The 16,362-nt window shown below is 69.0% G+C and carries 14 protein-coding genes and 2 pseudogenes; 8 read left to right on the forward strand and 8 right to left on the reverse strand.

Going from position 1 to position 16,362, the window contains the following annotated elements:
- Positions 1-4: 4 nt before the first annotated feature.
- From AB0H71_RS18895 to AB0H71_RS18905, 3 genes are read left to right on the forward strand one after another with little or no spacing between them, the layout of a single operon-like run.
- Positions 5-817: an alpha/beta hydrolase gene (locus AB0H71_RS18895; RefSeq protein WP_357022187.1), complete on the forward strand. Its 813-nt coding sequence runs from the start codon at positions 5-7 to the stop codon at positions 815-817.
- Positions 814-1,713, forward strand: a complete 900-nt coding sequence (locus AB0H71_RS18900; protein ID WP_357022189.1) for an alpha/beta hydrolase — start codon at positions 814-816, stop codon at positions 1,711-1,713. The genes AB0H71_RS18895 and AB0H71_RS18900 overlap by 4 nt, the downstream gene beginning before the upstream one ends.
- Positions 1,710-3,257, forward strand: coding sequence for an FAD-dependent monooxygenase (locus AB0H71_RS18905; protein ID WP_357022192.1), 1,548 nt, complete (start codon positions 1,710-1,712; stop codon positions 3,255-3,257). Before AB0H71_RS18900 ends, AB0H71_RS18905 begins: the two co-directional genes overlap by 4 nt.
- 67 nt (positions 3,258-3,324) lie before the next feature.
- On the opposite strand, the gene AB0H71_RS18910 is transcribed toward AB0H71_RS18905, so the two are convergent.
- From AB0H71_RS18910 to AB0H71_RS18920, 3 genes are all read right to left on the reverse strand, one after another.
- Complete coding sequence (locus AB0H71_RS18910; RefSeq protein ID WP_357022195.1) at positions 3,325-4,227, reverse strand: LysR family transcriptional regulator; 903 nt, start codon at positions 4,225-4,227, stop codon at positions 3,325-3,327.
- A 148-nt stretch (positions 4,228-4,375) separates the two neighbouring features.
- Positions 4,376-5,311 carry a dihydrodipicolinate synthase family protein gene (locus AB0H71_RS18915; RefSeq protein WP_357022198.1) on the reverse strand — a complete coding sequence of 312 codons (936 nt, stop codon included), beginning with the start codon at positions 5,309-5,311 and terminating at the stop codon, positions 4,376-4,378.
- Positions 5,312-5,321: 10 nt separating this feature from the next.
- On the reverse strand, positions 5,322-6,083 hold the full coding sequence (locus tag AB0H71_RS18920; protein WP_357022200.1) for an SDR family oxidoreductase: 762 nt from the start codon (positions 6,081-6,083) through the stop codon (positions 5,322-5,324).
- 286 nt (positions 6,084-6,369) lie between these two features.
- Between AB0H71_RS18920 and AB0H71_RS18925 the strand changes: the two genes are divergently transcribed.
- Positions 6,370-7,482 (forward strand): alcohol dehydrogenase catalytic domain-containing protein, encoded by a 1,113-nt coding sequence (locus AB0H71_RS18925; protein ID WP_357022203.1) that lies wholly within the window; start codon positions 6,370-6,372, stop codon positions 7,480-7,482.
- Positions 7,472-8,617: a DUF3500 domain-containing protein gene (locus AB0H71_RS18930; RefSeq protein ID WP_357022206.1), complete on the forward strand. Its 1,146-nt coding sequence runs from the start codon at positions 7,472-7,474 to the stop codon at positions 8,615-8,617. The genes AB0H71_RS18925 and AB0H71_RS18930 overlap by 11 nt, the downstream gene beginning before the upstream one ends.
- Before the next feature lie 887 nt (positions 8,618-9,504).
- Here the strand turns inward: AB0H71_RS18930 and AB0H71_RS18935 are convergent.
- The 3 genes and pseudogenes from AB0H71_RS18935 to AB0H71_RS18945 form a co-directional block, all read right to left on the reverse strand.
- Positions 9,505-10,639: pseudogene (locus tag AB0H71_RS18935) on the reverse strand (IS701 family transposase).
- 243 nt (positions 10,640-10,882) lie between these two features.
- Positions 10,883-11,002, reverse strand: a pseudogene (locus AB0H71_RS18940) (NAD-dependent epimerase/dehydratase family protein); the annotation flags it as partial.
- 151 nt (positions 11,003-11,153) lie between these two features.
- A complete protein-coding gene (locus AB0H71_RS18945) occupies positions 11,154-12,038 on the reverse strand; it encodes a cyclopropane mycolic acid synthase family methyltransferase (RefSeq protein ID WP_357022209.1) in 885 nt (294 codons plus the stop codon).
- 215 nt (positions 12,039-12,253) lie between these two features.
- Here AB0H71_RS18945 and AB0H71_RS18950 point away from each other — a divergent pair, with 215 nt between their 5' ends.
- On the forward strand, positions 12,254-13,003 hold the full coding sequence (locus AB0H71_RS18950; protein ID WP_357022212.1) for a ZIP family zinc transporter: 750 nt from the start codon (positions 12,254-12,256) through the stop codon (positions 13,001-13,003).
- 68 nt (positions 13,004-13,071) lie between these two features.
- On the opposite strand, the gene AB0H71_RS18955 is transcribed toward AB0H71_RS18950, so the two are convergent.
- Positions 13,072-13,356, reverse strand: coding sequence for an ANTAR domain-containing protein (locus tag AB0H71_RS18955; protein WP_357022215.1), 285 nt, complete (start codon positions 13,354-13,356; stop codon positions 13,072-13,074).
- Between the two features lie 114 nt (positions 13,357-13,470).
- On the reverse strand, positions 13,471-14,175 hold the full coding sequence (locus tag AB0H71_RS18960; protein WP_357022218.1) for a PAS domain-containing protein: 705 nt from the start codon (positions 14,173-14,175) through the stop codon (positions 13,471-13,473).
- Positions 14,176-14,545: 370 nt separating this feature from the next.
- On the opposite strand from AB0H71_RS18960, the gene AB0H71_RS18965 reads away from it, so the two are divergent.
- Both AB0H71_RS18965 and AB0H71_RS18970 read left to right on the forward strand, forming a co-directional pair.
- A complete protein-coding gene (locus tag AB0H71_RS18965) occupies positions 14,546-15,370 on the forward strand; it encodes a SigB/SigF/SigG family RNA polymerase sigma factor (protein ID WP_357022221.1) in 825 nt (274 codons plus the stop codon).
- 110 nt (positions 15,371-15,480) lie between these two features.
- On the forward strand, positions 15,481-15,897 hold the full coding sequence (locus AB0H71_RS18970) for an ATP-binding protein (protein WP_357022224.1): 417 nt from the start codon (positions 15,481-15,483) through the stop codon (positions 15,895-15,897).
- The last annotated feature ends 465 nt before the right edge of the window (positions 15,898-16,362 follow it).

Genomic DNA, 16,362 nt, shown 5'->3' on the forward strand with positions numbered 1-16,362 from the left:
CGACGTGAGCGCCGATTCACGATTCGCCGAGGTGGACGGCATGCGTATCCACTACAAACGGTCCGGTGCGGGATTGCCGGTGGTGCTGCTGCACGGCAGCGCGTCATCGCTGTACGGCGTCGAGGAAGTGGCTGTGCAGTTGTCGGGCTCCTTCGATGTGATCCGTCCCGATCTGCCCGGCTTCGGCGTCACCGGTCCGCGTGCGGACCGGGACTATCGAGTGCCGACCTACGCGGCGACGATGAACGCGTTCCTCGGTGCTATCGGCGTGCACTCCGCGGTGATCGGCGGAAATTCGCTGGGTGGCAATATCGCGTGGAATCTGGCGCTGGACTTTCCGGACCGAGTGCGGGCACTGGTGCTGATCAACGCCCTCGGTTATCCCGACAAGGAACCCCCGGCCGGGTTGCAGCTGGCGCGCAATCCGCTCATCGGCCAGGTGCTGCGGCGGGTGATGCCGCTGTTCATGGTGCGCCGGAGCCTGCAGCAGGCCGCGCATCCCAACGAGGTGATCATCACCGAGAGGAAGGTGCAACGTGCCCACCGGCTGTGGAATCGGCGCGGTAACCGGTCGGCCTTCGTGGACTTCGTCTGCACCGATCAGCCCGACCGCAGCGCCGAGATCGGCGCGATCGACGTGCCCACGCTCGTATTGCGCAGCGCGGGCATGGACGGACAGCACTTCACCCGCGATATCGCTCGCAGCGTGGACAAGGAGCACCCTGCCGCAGGACACCTGCTACCCGAGGAAGTGCCCTACTGGGTCGCCGAGGCGATCACCGAGTTCCTGCACTCCTGGCCGGTAGGTGAAGCATGAAGTACTTCGTGGCGAGAGGTGAGACCCGTCGCCTCGATTCCCGAGCGCGAGCAGAGCTGCGCGGCAGCTACATCGAACTGACCGACGGGGTCACCCACTACGAGCTCGCCGGACCGCACGATGGGCCGTTGGTCGTGCTGGCGGGCGGGCTGACGGTCCCGCTGTTCTACTGGGACGCCGTGGCGGAGGGGCTGCAGGCTCGCGGGCTGCGGACTCTGACCTACAGCGGCTACGGGCGCGGATTCTCCGACCGCGTGCACGGCCGCTACGACGAAGCGCTGTTCGTGCGTCAGCTCGGCGAGCTGATCGAGACGGTGGTGCCCGGCGAGCGATACGACTTGGTCGGAGCGTCGATGGGGGCGCTGATCGCCCTGGCCTACGCAGCGGAGGCGGTAACGCCCCCGGCCACCCTCACCCTGGCCGGTCCCGCTGGACTGAGTTCCCGCCCAATACTGCAGAAGGTGTTGCTGGGCAACGACATCACGGCGACGATATTGGCCCGCTCGGTCGGACGGCGGGTACTGGATCAGCACACCGGGCACAATGTCCGCGAGCCCGATCGAGCGAGCGCGTTGGCGCAGATGCTGTCCGACCCCTACAGCTACGAGGGCTCGCTGTACGCCTTCTTCGCGACACTGCGAGATTTCGCGCTGTCCGACCGTGCCGAGCTGTACCGCCGCGCGGGCACGCTGGGGCTGCCGACGCTGCTGCTGTGGGGCGACGAGGACGACGTCACCCCGATCAGCGCCCTCGACACCGTCACCTCCCTACTCCGACCGGAGGAGGTCCAGGTGATCACCGGGTGCGGCCACATGGTGCCGTTCGAGCGCCCGGTCGAGGTCACAGCACACCTGGCGGCATTCATCGCATCTCACTCAGGAAGGCACCCATCATGAACACGTCATCGCTCGTCGATGTCCTCATCGTCGGCGCGGGCCCGACCGGGACCGCGCTGGCCATCGACCTGACCCGGCGTGGAGTCGGGGTACGGATCATCGACAGTGCCGCGCACGGGTTCGAGGGGTCTCGAGCCAAAGGAGTTCAACCCCGAACCCTCGAGGTTCTCTACGATCTCGGCGCGCTGCCTGACGTTCTTTCCGGAGGAAGCCTGTACCCGCCCATGGGTGTGCATGTGGGGCCGCTGACCGTCCCGGTCCGGATGATGAAGAAGGGCAAGCCCGGCCCCGACGTGCCGTATCCGGATACCTGGCTGATCCCGCAGTCGCGAACCAACCGCGCTTTGCATGCCCGGCTGGAAGCGCTCGGCACCCGGGTGGAGCTGGGCACCGAACTCGCCGGACTGCTGGGCGACGACACCCATGTCACCGTCCAGGTGAGCACCGAAGGGGGTACCGAGCAGATCATGGCCCGCTACGTCGTCGGTGCCGACGGCGGGTCCAGCGCGGTCCGCAAACAGACCGGTGTGGCCTTCACCGGGACGACCGACGAGGCCGACCGGATGCTGATCGTCGACGCTGTCGTCGAGGGTGCCCTCTCGCGCGACTACTGGCACGTCTGGCCCGGGCTGGGGGGCCGGTTCATCGGCGCCTGCCCGCTGCCGCACACCGGACTGTTCCAATGGATGATTCGGCTGGCACCTGGGGAGGACCCGCCGGAGGGCATCGAGGAGATCACCCGCAAGATTCGCGCGCACACCCGCAACAAGCACCTGTCGGTGACCGAGATCGCTTGGAAGTCGGTGTTCCGGCCCAATATCAGGCTGGCCGAGACATATCGACACGGACGCGTCCTGCTCGCCGGCGACGCAGCCCATGTCCACACCCCCGCCGGCGCGCAAGGACTCAACACCGGGATCGGCGACGCCTACAACCTCGGCTGGAAGCTCGCCCAGGTATTGGCCGGGGCACCGCCGAGCCTGCTCGACACCTACGAAGGCGAACGCCGCCCGATCGCCGCCGCGGTGCTGGGCCTGTCGACCAAGAAGTACAACGGCATCGGCAAATTGGACCCCAGTAGCTACAAGCGCGGCCAGGACGAGAAGCAACTGACCCTGACCTACTACGGAGGTCCGTTGGCATCGACGCAAGCCGACGAGACCACAACGCTGCGGGTTGGGGATCGCGCACCGGACGCGGAGCTGTTCGACGACACCGGCAAACGGTTCCGCCTGTTCGAGACCTACCAGGGCACGCACTTCACCGCACTGGCCTCCGGCAAGCAGGCACTGATCGCGCTGAGCGAGTTGCAATGGCCCGCCGAGGGCGCCCCGCTGCGACGCATCGCCGTCGACGACGCGGTCACCGATGCCCGCAACGTGGCGGTCCTCGACGCCACGGGACACTTCGGCCGCACCTACGGCCTGCGTGGTGACACCCTGATCCTGGTGCGGCCCGACGGCTACATCGGTCACATCGCGACTCGTGATTTTCTCGCTTCCACGCGGGCCGCGATCACGACGTGGATCCCTTCGGTGAGCTAGCTCCCACCTGCACTGGAGCGGCGTTGCGGCCCTGTCTGCGAGGACGACCTCGCAGACAGGGCCGTCGTCATCGCAGCACGGCTCCGGAGGGAACCTCGGCCGCGGACGTGATCGGAAGCGTCACCTCACCGAGGATCTGCACGAACCGAGCCGTGAGCTGCGCCATGGGCGCGCGGCTGTAGACGGTGATCTCGCGCAGCAGAGGCGGCTGCGTGGGGCGCACGTGCGCCTGCCACGTCGCCGGCACGGCGTTCGCGGGCACCAGTGCGAGGCCGACGCCTTCGACAGCCAGATTCAACGCGGCGGCGACCTGGCCGACGCGAGCCACGACACGCGGGGTGAAGTCGAGGGCCGAGGCGGCCCAATCGAGCACCTCGGCCATGCCCTGCTCGGGCTCGAAATGCACCCACTTCGCGGTCCGCAGTTCCGCTGCCGAGGCAGCCTGCTCGAGGAAGGGTCCGCGCCCGGCTACAACGAGTTCCTCGAATCCCAGGGACTCGACGGGACCCTCCCAGTTCGGCGGGCGAGGTCCGATGGCCAGGTCGCCGCGGCCTTCGCGAACGGCCGCTTCGAGGTCACGCCGGTGGGAGTAGTCGTGCAACCGCAGCACGGTCGCGGGGTAGCGCTCGTGCCAGCGAGCGATCGCCGCGGGTAGCACGCCCGAGGCCACTGATCGGATCGTCAGAACGTGGAGCTCACCTTCGTGCCCCGCGACGACATCGGCCACCGCCCGCTGTGCCTGATCGATCGCATCGACGACGGCGCGGGCGTGGGGCCGGAAGACGCGTCCGGCGGGTGTCAGAGACACCCCGGAACGGCCGCGCTCGAACAGATCGGCGCCCAATTCCCGCTCCAACGCGCCGATCTGTTGCGACAGCGAGGGCTGCGCCAGGTACAGCTTGGCGGCCGCGGCTGTGAACGAGCCGTGCTCGCAGATCGCGAGGAAGTACTCCAGCTGGCGGAACCTCACGACGCGCAGCGTAGACGGGCGGTGGGCACCTGTTGCGGCACCGGCCACTTCCGTCCGTCATCGCCGCCCGGCGCGACGGGAGCCGAGGACACCGCGGCCGCCCGACGGCGCGCGGCCGCAGGTCGGTGCCCCGTCGGCAGGGTCCGATTCAGCGGGTCAGCTCCGCGCGTGGGTCTCGCTTGGACAACCTGTTCAAAAGCAGGTCCACCTCGTCTCGCTCACCGGAGGAGAGCACGCGCCCCGGACTGCGCTGGACAGGAGAGCTGATGATCCCGCGGCGATGCATGACGTACTTGCGGACGGCCAGCCCCGTGCCGGGTTGCTGTTCGTAGCGGATCAGCGGCAGGTGTGCATCGAACAGATCCATGGCCTGGTCGGCGTCGCCGGCCGCGGTCAGCTCGACGATGTCCACCAGCAATTCGGGGAAGCAGTACCCGGTCATCGCCCCGTCGGCACCGCGCTGCATCTCGAAGTCCAGGAACAGCCCACCGTTGCCGCACAGGATCGACAGCCGCCGCATCCGGCCTTCGAGGTGCGCGGCCCGCAGCGCGGAAATCTTCTCGAGCCCGGGCCAGTCCTCATGCTTGAGCATCACCACCGAGGGCACCTCGGCGGCGATCCGCGCGAGCACCGGCGGGGAGATCACGACCGAGAAGGTCAGCGGATAGTCCTGTACGCAGATCGGCACATCGGGGCCCAGCGCCTCGGCGGCCTGCTGGTAGTAGGCCAGGATCTGCTCGTCGGTGCGCAGGGTGTGAGCTGGGGCGATCATCACCCCGGCAGCACCGAGATCCATCACCGCGGCGGTGAGGTCCTTCATCGCGCCGAACCCCGGCGCCGAGACCCCGACCACGACGGGCAGCGAGGTGCGGGTGATCACCTCACGGGCGAGCTGCACGGACTCCCGGCCGGTCAGCTTGGGCGCCTCGCCGAGCTGGCCCAGCACCGTGAGACCGTCGACTCCCGCCGCTTCATAAAAGCCGACCAGGCGGTGGATCGAGGCCGTGTCGAGCCCGCCGTCCGAGGTGAACGGCGTCGGGGCGATGGCGAAGACACCGCGGGTGTGAGCGTCGATCAATGCCATGTGCTGCCTTTCAGATGCTGGGGATCAGGCCACCGTCGACGCGGATGAGCGAACCGGTGATGTAGGACGCCGGCGCACTGGCCAGGAAGGTCACCGCCGCGGCGTACTCGACCGGATCGCCGTATCGCCCAACCGGGATCGCCGCCACGCTGTCCGCGACCACCTCGGCCAGATCACGCCCCTGCTGGGACGCGCGGGCCTCGTCGAGAGCTCGAATGCGTGCTGTTCCGATCCGGCCCGGCACCACCACATTGCACGTCACACCCTGCGCGGCGACCTCGGCACTGAGCGTCTTGGACCAGCCAACCAGTGTCGAGCGCAGCGAGTTGGACAGCCCGAGATCGGCGATGGGCGCCACCACGCCGGAGCTGGCGCTGGTGATCACCCGGCCCCATCCACGCTCGGCCATGCCCGGCACGACCCGGTCACTGATACCGACCACAGGCGCGACCATCGCATTGAAATGTTGTCGCCACTGAGCCAGCCCGACACCAAGTGCCTTCGTCGGCGGCGGTCCTCCGGTGTTGTTGACCAGGATGTCGATGGCCCCTAGTTCGTCCTCGATACGGTCGAGGTTGTCGTCGATCACCGACGGCTCACTCAGATCCCACTCCAACGCGATCGCGCGGCCTCCGCTCTTCCGCACCGCCCTGGCGGTGGCGTCCGCGGCATCGCGGCGTAGGTCGACGGCCGCGATGTGGACTCCCTCGGCAGCCAGCGAAACCGCGATCTGCCCGCCCAGTCCTCCCCCCGCCCCTGTCACCAGCGCCACTCGCCCCTCTATTCCCAGATCCACAACTCTCCTCTCGGCCTCCGCCGTTCCTGTGCCCTGCGACCGCACCGTCGTGGGGTTCGTCCACTACAGCCTGAGTACCGGGCAGCTCGCCAATACCGAACATCTCTGCTCTCCATAGGCAGCGCCTATCCGCGGAGGCATAGGTGCTGCCTATGGGGACGGTGTGTTCTCGGTCTTGGACAGCGGTGGTCGTCGCTGGCCAAGCTGGTTTCCACCCCGAAGCAGTCCGACAGACAAGGGTCCATCAGTGATTCCAGGCAGCATGCTGGCAGCGGTCCTCGAGGAGCCGGGCAGGATCGGCGTTCGCGAAATGCCTGTCCCCGAGCCCGGCCCGGAGGACGTCCTGGTTCATGTCCGGCGCGCGTCGCTGTGCGGAACCGACGTCAAGATCCGAAGCCGCGCCTTCTTCTCCGACGGCGGGCCGGCTGCGGGCACCTTCATTCCGGGCCACGAATACGCCGGGGTGGTTGCCGCGGTCGGTGCCGAAGTCGACGAGTTCTGTGTCGGCGACCGGGTGGTCAGCGAGGCACATCGAGGATGCATGCGGTGCGCGAACTGCCTTCGCGGGCGGTACACCGACTGCCTCAACTACGGCCGCCGCGACAAAGGCCAGCGCACGCAGGGCATGACCGTCGACGGCGGGTTCGCCGAATACGCCCTCAACCATGTCGCGACCCTGACCACGCTGCCGCACTCGGTGGATTTCGACGCCGGCGTCGTGCTCTCCACCGTGGGAACGGTGATGCACGCCTTCGACGTCCTCGGCGATCTGGTCACAGGCGCCACGGTGGTCGTCATCGGCCCGGGACCGATCGGGCTGCTCGCCGTGCAGGTCGCACATGAGCTGGCCGCAGCGAAGATCGTGCTCGTCGGTACCCGAGCGTCCCGGTTGGCGGCCGGCACGAGGTTCGGAGCCGACGCGGTGGTCGATGCCCGGCAACCCGACGCGGCCATGCTCATCAGAGAAGAGCTCGGCGGCCGTGGCGCCGACATCGTGCTGGAATGCTCGGGCGCGGCCCCCGCCGTCGACCTCGCCGTGCACACCGCCAAGCGTGGTGGCGAGATCGTACTGGTCGGCTTCTACGCCACCGCGGTCACCGCCGACCTGAATCATGCTGTGCTGAACGGAGTCACGCTACGCACCGTGCGCGGGGAGGGTGCCGGCTCGCTCGCGCGCGGAGTCGCGCTCGCCGCCCGCGGCCGCCTCGACCTCGAAGCCTTGGTGACCCATCACTTCCGGCTCGACGAGATCAGCGCCGCCTTCGACACCTACGTGGAACGCCGCGACGACGCCCTGAAGGTGATGCTCGACGTGACCGAGAACCCCGAAACCGATTCGAGTACCGAGAAGCTCGGAGACGGCGATGAGCGCTGAGGAGCGCACGCGGGTGATCGGCTCCGGTGACCTGGTCGTCCACCGGATGAGCGAACTGGCGACCGACTTCCTCGCCGGTCTCACCTCCGACCAGCGATCGCGCGCCGCCCTGATTCCGCTCACCGACCCCGCGGTCGACCAGGAACGGCAGCGCTGGTACTACACCCCGACCGATCACGGCGGCATCGCTGTCGCAGAGATGACCCCGCGCCAACAGAGCCTGGCGATGCAGCTGCTGGCCACCGGCGTCTCGCGCGCAGCCTACGCAACCATCTGCGTCGTGATCGGCATGGAGAACGTGCTCGACGAACTCGAGGGCTGGCATGTGGACTGGGGCCGCAAACGCGGGCGCGATCCGGGCCTGTACTGGCTACGCATCTTCGGCTCACCCGGAGAATCTGACTGGGCGTGGCGGTTCGGCGGACACCACGTCTCGGTCAACATCACCATCCGAAACCACCGGATCGCCTCGACCACACCGTTCTTTCTCGGAATCGACCCCGCGCGTTCACCGCTGCTGGGCGGGGAGCTGCGACCGTTGGGCGCCACCGAGGACCTGGCCCGGGAACTGATGATGTCACTCGACGCCGACCAGCGCGCCCAGGCGCTCCTGCACCACACCGCGATCTCCGACATCGTGTCCGGAAACCGGCCGCGGATCCGCACCGGTGACCGAATGATGCACATGCCCAACCTGTTTCGCGGCAGTTTTACCGAGCCGCGTCTTGTCGAACTCGTGAACCGCATCGACGAACGAGCCGAACACGCCACCGGCTACACCGACGACGACCACCGGCGCCTCGCCCTCGACGGTGGCACCCGTGGGCTGTGTGCGGGGGACATGGATTCCGGACAGCGAGAGTTGCTGAGCCGGTTGATCGCCGTGTTCACCGATCGCGCCCCCGCCGACCTCGCCCGCGCGCACCGACACCGATACGAGCGCGGTGGTCTCGACGACATTCGCTTCACCTGGGCCGGGGACATCGCCCCGAGGCGAGCACACTACTACCGCCTGGCCGGCCCGTACCTGCTCGCCGAGTACGACAACACTCAGCGCGACGCCAATCACGCCCACTCGGTCTGGCGTGACCCGACAAACGATTTCGGACTCCCCGCGCTACCGCAGCGGCAATGACGCTTCGCCGCGATGTCTCGTTCGCACCCGTCTCCGGGAGCCAAAAGTCATGTCTGACCGCAACCTACAGTGGGTAGTCCCGAGGCCGCCGATCGCAGAGCGGACCGAGCAAGCTCAGCGCACACGTACTCGTCGGCGATCGGAAGGCGGGATCCGCGCGCCGCTCCGATCACCCGGTCGTCGGCGCCGATCAGGGCAAGCCCATCATTGCCGCGATCTGCCCCCGCATCGGGAGAGCCGCGCGCTCGGCGGTCATGCTGCTCGACCATGCTGGCACCAGCCGACCGCCTCGGTGGGGACGTGCTGCGCGCACTCGTCGACAACCCGATCACGCGCCTGGCCGTTGGTGTCGAGGCGGTCGGCTGGCGCACGAATAGGTGACGATGGTCAGGCAGCCTGTCGGGCTCCAGGGGGCATGGTCACGTCGTACTCGATCGGGTCAACCGGCCGAGCCGATCCTGACGTAGAGGCCGGTGACAGGTGCCCTCAGTCCGGGGACCACGGTCGCTATTCAGGCTGTCGCGGGTCTCCCAGGTTCGCCGGTCCAGAACGTCGCGTTGCAGCAAGCCGAAGAAGATCTCCGTCGCCGTGCTGTCGCCTGCGGAACGGACCCCCCGGTCCGTCGACTCCCGACACTGCACGTCGGGTGGGTGACCGCCGTCGGTCTCGGGTGGCAGGATCGCCCGCGCTTTGCAGCCTCTTCACGGCTTAGTACTGCAACGGCACTCAGGTGAGTGGGTGTCCGCGTCGCCGGTAGTGCGATAGGCGGGCCTGGTGCTGGCGTCGCCAGCGCCAGTTCGACCAGGCCCAGACCTGGCGGGCGCACCGCAGCGTCGGGATGGCCCGGGCGATGGTGAGGCGCCGGATTTCCGGTAGCGTGAAGGCGATCATGCCCGGATCGCTGACGCCGGTTCCCCCTTTGCGGCAACGGCTTTCGATCCGGCGAGCCAGGCCAGTGCGAGCATCGACAGGGTGATGTGGGCGTACCAGGCCCGCCAGGACCGAACCTGGTAGTGGTCGAGGCCGGCTTGGTTCTTGGCCTGCTGGAAGCACTCCTCGATCCGCCAGCGCGACCCCGCGATCCAGGCCAGATCGGCGATGGTCGAGCGGCGAGGCCCGTAGCAGACGTAGTAGGCGATCTCGGCAGGGTCGGTGATGCTGCGCCGGGCCAGCAGCCAGTGCCCGCGCCCGGGCGCCCACCACGGCCGAATCCGAACTCGCGCCCAGTCGTAATCGCGAGGCCCGTGCGCACCCGCACCGGCCGAGATGCGTTGCCAGGCCCTCCCCGGCAGCGCGGCCACGAGTTCATCGGCGCGGGCCTGACCGAGCCCGGTGGTGTTGAGGGTGTCGTTGCGGCGGGTCGCCAGCACGTGGGCGACGTCGTGTTGCTCGAGCCAGAACCGCATGTACTTGACCTGCCCATAGGCTTCGTCGGCGGTGAACCAGCGAAACGGCACCTTCGTGGCCAAGGCGCGTTCGACCATGCCCATCACCAGCCGCGGCTTGGTCTCGAACCCGACCTCATCGGGGATCCCGGCACCGCGGCAGCGGTCCCGGTCCCCGGTCCAGGACTCGGGCAGGTAGAGCTCGCGATCCACCAGGGCGTGGCCGTGGCGGGAGGCGTAGGCCAGGAAGACCCCGATCTGGCAGTTCTCGGTCCGCCCGGCCGTCCCGGAGTACTGCCGTTGCACCCCGGCCGAGCGGATGCCCCTTCTTCAGGAACCCGGTGTCGTCGGCGATCAGCACCGCGTCCCGGTCCTCCAACCGGGAGGCTACGTAGCTGCGGACATCGTCACGGACTCCGTCGACATCCCAATCAGCTCGCCGCAGCAACCGCTGCATCCCATCCGGAGCGACCTCCCCGGACCGCTCGGCCAGGGTCCACCCGTTCTTGCGTTCCAGCCCCGCGACCAGCCCGGTCACATACTCCCGCGCCCGCCCCCGCGGCTCCGACCGCGTGAACCGGCCCCCGATCGTCGCGTGCAGCCGATCCAACTCCGCTGCAACAACATCCACCACCACGCAGGCAAGCTACCTCACCTGAGTGCCGTTGCAGTACTACGGCCTCCGGGCACCCGAATCGCCCTGGTCGCCGCGGACCTGCGCGGCGCCAACCTCACCAAGTCAGCTGATGTCGGGCGTGGTCCGCAGGCGGGCGGTCAGAACGGTGAGGTCGAGATCGGCAGGCTCTTCGGCACCGTGCACGCTCGTGATCGCGGGCACGCCGGTGTGCAGGGTCGAACCCCGCCCGGGGGCGGCGCCCCCCGGTTCGTGCTCCGCCGGCAGCATGGCATCGATCCCGACCACCTCGTGCCCGGCACCGGCGAGCACCCGATGCACCTGAGCACCGATGAAGCCCGCTGCTCCGGTCAGCAGAATGCGCATCAGCGCTGCCCCTCGCCGAGCGGTTCGTGTACGTGGGCATTGCGAGCGTCGCATCCATACCGCCATTGTGTCGGTATGCCGGCCGGTGAGCGGGTGTCCGCGCCGGGGCGTACGGAATCTCCGGCACGCCCCATCGGCCGGGCAGGCGGGGTCAGGCGGTGGGGTGGCCTGCCGCGGGCTTGGCGAGGCTGAACTGCATGACGTCGATGTAGCCGTCGCGGAAGAACTCCGCGCAGCCGGTCAGATAGCGGATGTAGGTGTCGTAGGTCTGCTCGGAGGTGAGTGCGACCGCCTCGGCTTTGCGTTCGCGCAGCGCCGCGGCCCACGCTTCCAGGGTCAGCACGTAGTTCGGGCCGAGGGGATGCACCCGCGTGACCTCGAACCCGGCCTGCTGGGCGCCGTCGATCACCCACTGTGGCTCGGGCAGTTCCCCGCCGGGGAATATCTCGCGGGCGATGAACCGTGCGAACTCGAGGACCTGGCGGTCGATCGGCAGCCCCTTGGCCCGGATATCGTGGCGGTTGAACCCGACGATGGTGTGCAGCAGCATCTTGCCGTCCGCGGGCAGGATCCGGTGGCAGCGCTGGAAGAAGTCGTCGTAGCGTTCCCGGCGGAAATGCTCGAACGCCCCGATACTGACAATGCGGTCCACCGGGCGGTCGAATTCCTCCCACCCCTGCAGCAACACCTCGGCACTCCGATACCCGCGGTGGGTTTCGAGCAGGGTCGCCACGTGCTCGGCCTGGTTCTTGCTCAAGGTCAGACCGATGACGTTCGCGTCGTAGCGTTCCATCGCGCGCAGCATCACCGAACCCCACCCGCAGCCGACGTCGAGCAGGGTCATCCCCGGCTCGATCTCGCATTTGCCGAGCGCGAGATCGACTTTTGCCTGTTGCGCCTGTTCCAGGGTCATGTCGGGGCGCTCGAAGTAGGCGCAGCTGTAGGTGCGCGTCGGATCCAGGAACAACGCGAAGAAATCATCGGACAGGTCGTAGTGCGACTGGACATCGCTGTAGAACGGGGTCAAACCGGACACGCTCACTCCTGAGAATTCAGCGCCGCCGAAAAGACGTATCCGGAACCCGGCCCGTTTCTCCTGACGACGGAAGGATGTGTGAAGCAGTACGGGTGAAGATCCGGCAAATCTACTCCCCCGTTCACGCCCGTTGACCGAACGAGCCGAACCCTGGGTATTGCGGTGTGCGCTCCCGGGTTATCCCCCGGCAGGGATGCGAGGCGAGGAGAGTCGCGGTGGCGGGTGTGTTCGAAGCGGGCGGGTGGGGGCTGTTGGCGGGTTCGGCGCTGGTGCTCGGTGCCGCGATCGGGTTCCTGGGGCGGATCCCGACTCGGGTGGTGGCCGCGATCATGGCCTTCGGCAGCGGGGTGCTGCTCTCGGCGGTCTCGTTCGAGCTCATCGCCGAAGCCCACGAGCAGGCCGGGGTCCTGCCCACCGCGATCGGCGCGATCACCGGCGCGCTCGTCTACACCGGCGCCAACCTCGCCCTGGCCGCGCGCGGAGCCCGGCACCGCAAACGCTCCGGCGACCAGCAGCCGAGCGAGACCGAGCAGTCCGGATCGGGCACCGCGATCGCCCTCGGCGCGCTGCTCGACGGGATCCCGGAGTCGATCGTGATCGGGGTCAGCCTGCTCGCTGGTGGCAGCGTCAGCGCGGTCACCGTAGCAGCGGTGTTCATCAGCAACGTCCCCGAGGGGCTGTCCAGCGCCTCGGGAATGCGCGCCGCCGGGCGCAGCCGGGCATATGTGTTCGGGCTGTGGGGCGGGATCGCGCTCATCAGCGCGGTCTCGGCGATGGCGGGCTACGGGCTGCTCGGCGGCGCGCCCGCCGGGCTGCTGGCCGCGATCACCGCACTCGCCGGCGGGGCGATCCTGACGATGATCGCCGACACCATGATCCCCGAGGCGTTCGACAATGCTCAGCTGTGGATCGGCCCGATCACCGTGGCCGGGTTCCTCACCGCCTTCGCGCTCTCACACCTGTAGCCGGAGCCGCGGTCACGGGCCAGGAGCGTCGAGCCTCACGCACAGGTCGGATACTGCGCCACCGGGAGTCACACGGGCGGGCCTGGGCCGAGCAGCCGGTCGAGGCGCTCGCGCAGAGTGGCCGAGCCGCCGAGGCCGGGCAGGGCTGCCACCAGCGCGGTGGCCAGGTCCAGGGTGTCGAGATCGTCGCGGCGGGCGCGAGCGTGCAGAACCTGCATGGCTTCGGTGGCGCTGATGCCGTAAACCAGCATCAGCGCTCCCTGGGCCTGTTCCACCGGCGCGGCGGCGTCGGCGAGTTCGGGCAGCAACTCGGCCAGCGGGTCGGGGCGAGTCTCCGAGTGATCGTCGCTCATAGATGTTTCATTGCCGAAACCCGCGGCGGCTATGCCGGATTCACTGATGACGAGTTCGTGACGACTCCGCTCACCGGTTTGCCGGAGCCGGAACCGGGCATCGGTCGTGGGCGCTCACGTCGGGGGCGGTACCACCGGATCGTCATCGCTCCGGTGGCTCGGGGTTGACGTCGCCGTGGTGTGGCTCGGGCGTGGCGGCGGGGTCAGCAGGAGGTGGTCGACCCGGTTGCGCAGCGTCGTCGACGGTGGCAGGTGCCGGGCGGCGGCGAGCAGTGCCCGGGCCAGGACGGTTACCGGCTGTCCGGTCTCGGTGGCGCGCCAGTCCAGCACCTCCCGCGCCCGCTCGGCGGGCACGCCGTGCAGCAGCATCAGCATGCCGACGGCCTGCTCGCGTTCGCGGTGCTCGCTCAGGAACCGGGCGAGGCGCGCGTCGACCACGGGCTTCTCGGCGGCGTGCAGCGCCTGCTGCAAGTCGAGGATGACCCCGTGGGCGCCGATCACGTGCTCGCCGCGACGGATCGGCTCGGCGCCGACCCCGACCCAGCGCGAGCCGCCGGCCCGGTCGATCACCCGGTGACTGCCCGCCGCCACCGGCGCGCCGCGACGAATCCGCTCGAGCAGCCCGGCCACCGCGCCGCGGTCGGCGGGGTGCTCGTGGCTGCTCAGCAACGCCGTACTCGGCTGGACCTCACAGGGCCGGTATCCGTACACCGCCGCGGCCCGATCGCTCCAGGAACCCGGGCCGTCGAACTCGAGCCGGAACCGGCCCGCACGCACCGGCGCCGCCTCCGGGGTACCTGTGGCCGCGGTCGTGTCCATGGCTGCTGCTCCTGATCGGGAGGTGGCGGGGTGCGCACCGATTCCTACGCCTGCGTATCGACCGGCGCGGGCAAATGATGCTGTCGCCTCGGCCACTTCCCCCCGAAGCGCTGCATCACCCCTGCCCTACGGAGCGAGACTCACCGAACCCGCGGCCGCCGCCAGACCCACCGGAAGAGCCCAGCTCCTCTCGACGAAATCGGCCGCTGAACAGCCCCAGCCCGCCGCGGACCCGAAGCGGGAGCTACGACCGCGCGGCGAGGACCCGCGAGGGCGGGGTGGCTTCGGCGGGGATCGAAACAGCATGACCGTGCTCAGCACGGGTAACCCTCTTCACGTCGTGTCCACCTTCGAGGAAGGGTCACCGCCGATGTCCCGTCCGGCTGCCCACCCCCGCCCGCGCAGGCCCGGCGCCGATTCCTACGACGACATCGAGCCCGCCTTCACCGAGCTCGCCGCGCTCGACCCCGGCGCCCCGGCCCGGGAACGGATGCGTGAGGACATCATTTGCCGATGCCTGCCACTGGGTGAGCACATCGCCTCCCGGTTCTCCGGGCGCGGAGAACCCACCGAGGACCTGCGCCAGGTCGCCTCGCTCGGAGTGGTGCTGGCGGTGGACCGCTTCGACGTCACCCAGGGAACGCCGTTCGTGGCCTTCGCGGTGCCCACGATCATGGGCGAGGTCCGCCGCCACTTCCGCGACCGGACCTGGGCGGTGCAGGTCCCGCGCCCGGTCAAAGAACTCCAGCAACGCCTGGCCCCGGCGATCGAGACCCTGCTGCACCGCAACGGACGCATGCCCACCGCGCGCGAACTCGCCGCCGAGCTCGACGCCGACCTGCACGAGATCACCCAGGCCATGCTCGCCCGCAACGGCTACCACTCCGACTCCCTCGACGCCCTGCACACCGACAGCGATGGCGAGACCAGCGACATCTCCGCCGCGGTCACCCTCGGCGCGAACGAACCCTGCTACGACCTGCTCGAGAACGCCATCGCGGTGCGGCCCCTGATCGCCGCCCTGCCCGAACGCGACCGCAACATCTTGATCTGGCGGTTCTTCGACGGCCTCACCCAGCGCCAGATCGCCGACCGGGTGGGCTGCTCGCAGATGCACGTCTCCCGCATCCTGACCCGGGTCCTGAACCAGCTGCGCGAACAAGCCCTCGCCGAACCCACCCCCACCCCCGCCTGAGCCGACCAGCGGGAAATGCTGGCGCGCGGTTGCGGCGAGCAGGTGTCGGCTTCCGCGGCCCCGGGTATGTCACCCGCGCAGGCACGGCACCGGGGTTGGAAGGACAGGCGATGAACGCAGGCGGTGGTCCCGCTCCGCTACGGCAGGAGTTCGCGGCCGCGGCCGAGGAACTGGCCGGGGTCCGCGCCCGGCTGCGGGAATGGCTCGGGGGCGTCCTCACCGACCCCCGCCACGCCTACGATCTGCTGCTGGCCGCGAGCGAGGCCTGCACCAACGCCATCGAACACGGCCACCACAGCGACCGGCGCCCGATCCTGCTCGAAGCCGACGTCGAGCACGACACCGTGCGGGTCACCGTCACCGACCACGGCCAATGGAAACCGCCCGACGACACCGGCGAGGCGCCCGAGCCCTCCCACCGCGGGCGCGGTCTGGAACTGATCGGCGCCCTGGTTCCCCGATCCCGGATCACCGTCGGCGAGTCGGGGACCGTGGTCGAACTCGCCGCACCCCTGATCAGCAGCTGAACCACCCGGCAGGCCGTCCGCACCCAGTACTCCAAATCACGCACGCCCCAGCCGTTTGCGCGACCGCAGCGGTGGAATACAACCGGTGACGTCACGGCTCCTCACCACCTCGAACACCGGGTGCAGGGCCGCGACGGGCAGCACCGCAACCGCGCCGGGAACCTCGGCGGGCGGTCTGCCTCCACGCTCCCTGCCGAGTGCGTCCACGGCCGGCGAAGAAACTCGGCGGTGACAGGGTCCGGCCATCGGCTTACCCGGCAGGGAACCCCTCCCCTTCTCCGCCGTGCCGTCCTCGGCGATGCACGGACATCGGACCCGGCTCGTGGGTTCCATCACCGAGCGCACGGCCCGGAAATACCTGTCCGAGCCGCTGCATTGAATATGAGCCGACAAGCAGAGATCAGCTGAGCTCGGATAGGAAGGCGGCGGCCATGGACCTCGGACTCGGATCCAGGTCGGGAAGCG

This window comes from Nocardia sp. NPDC050697, from assembly GCF_040654395.1.
In the GTDB taxonomy this organism is placed as follows: Bacteria; Actinomycetota; Actinomycetes; order Mycobacteriales; family Mycobacteriaceae; genus Nocardia.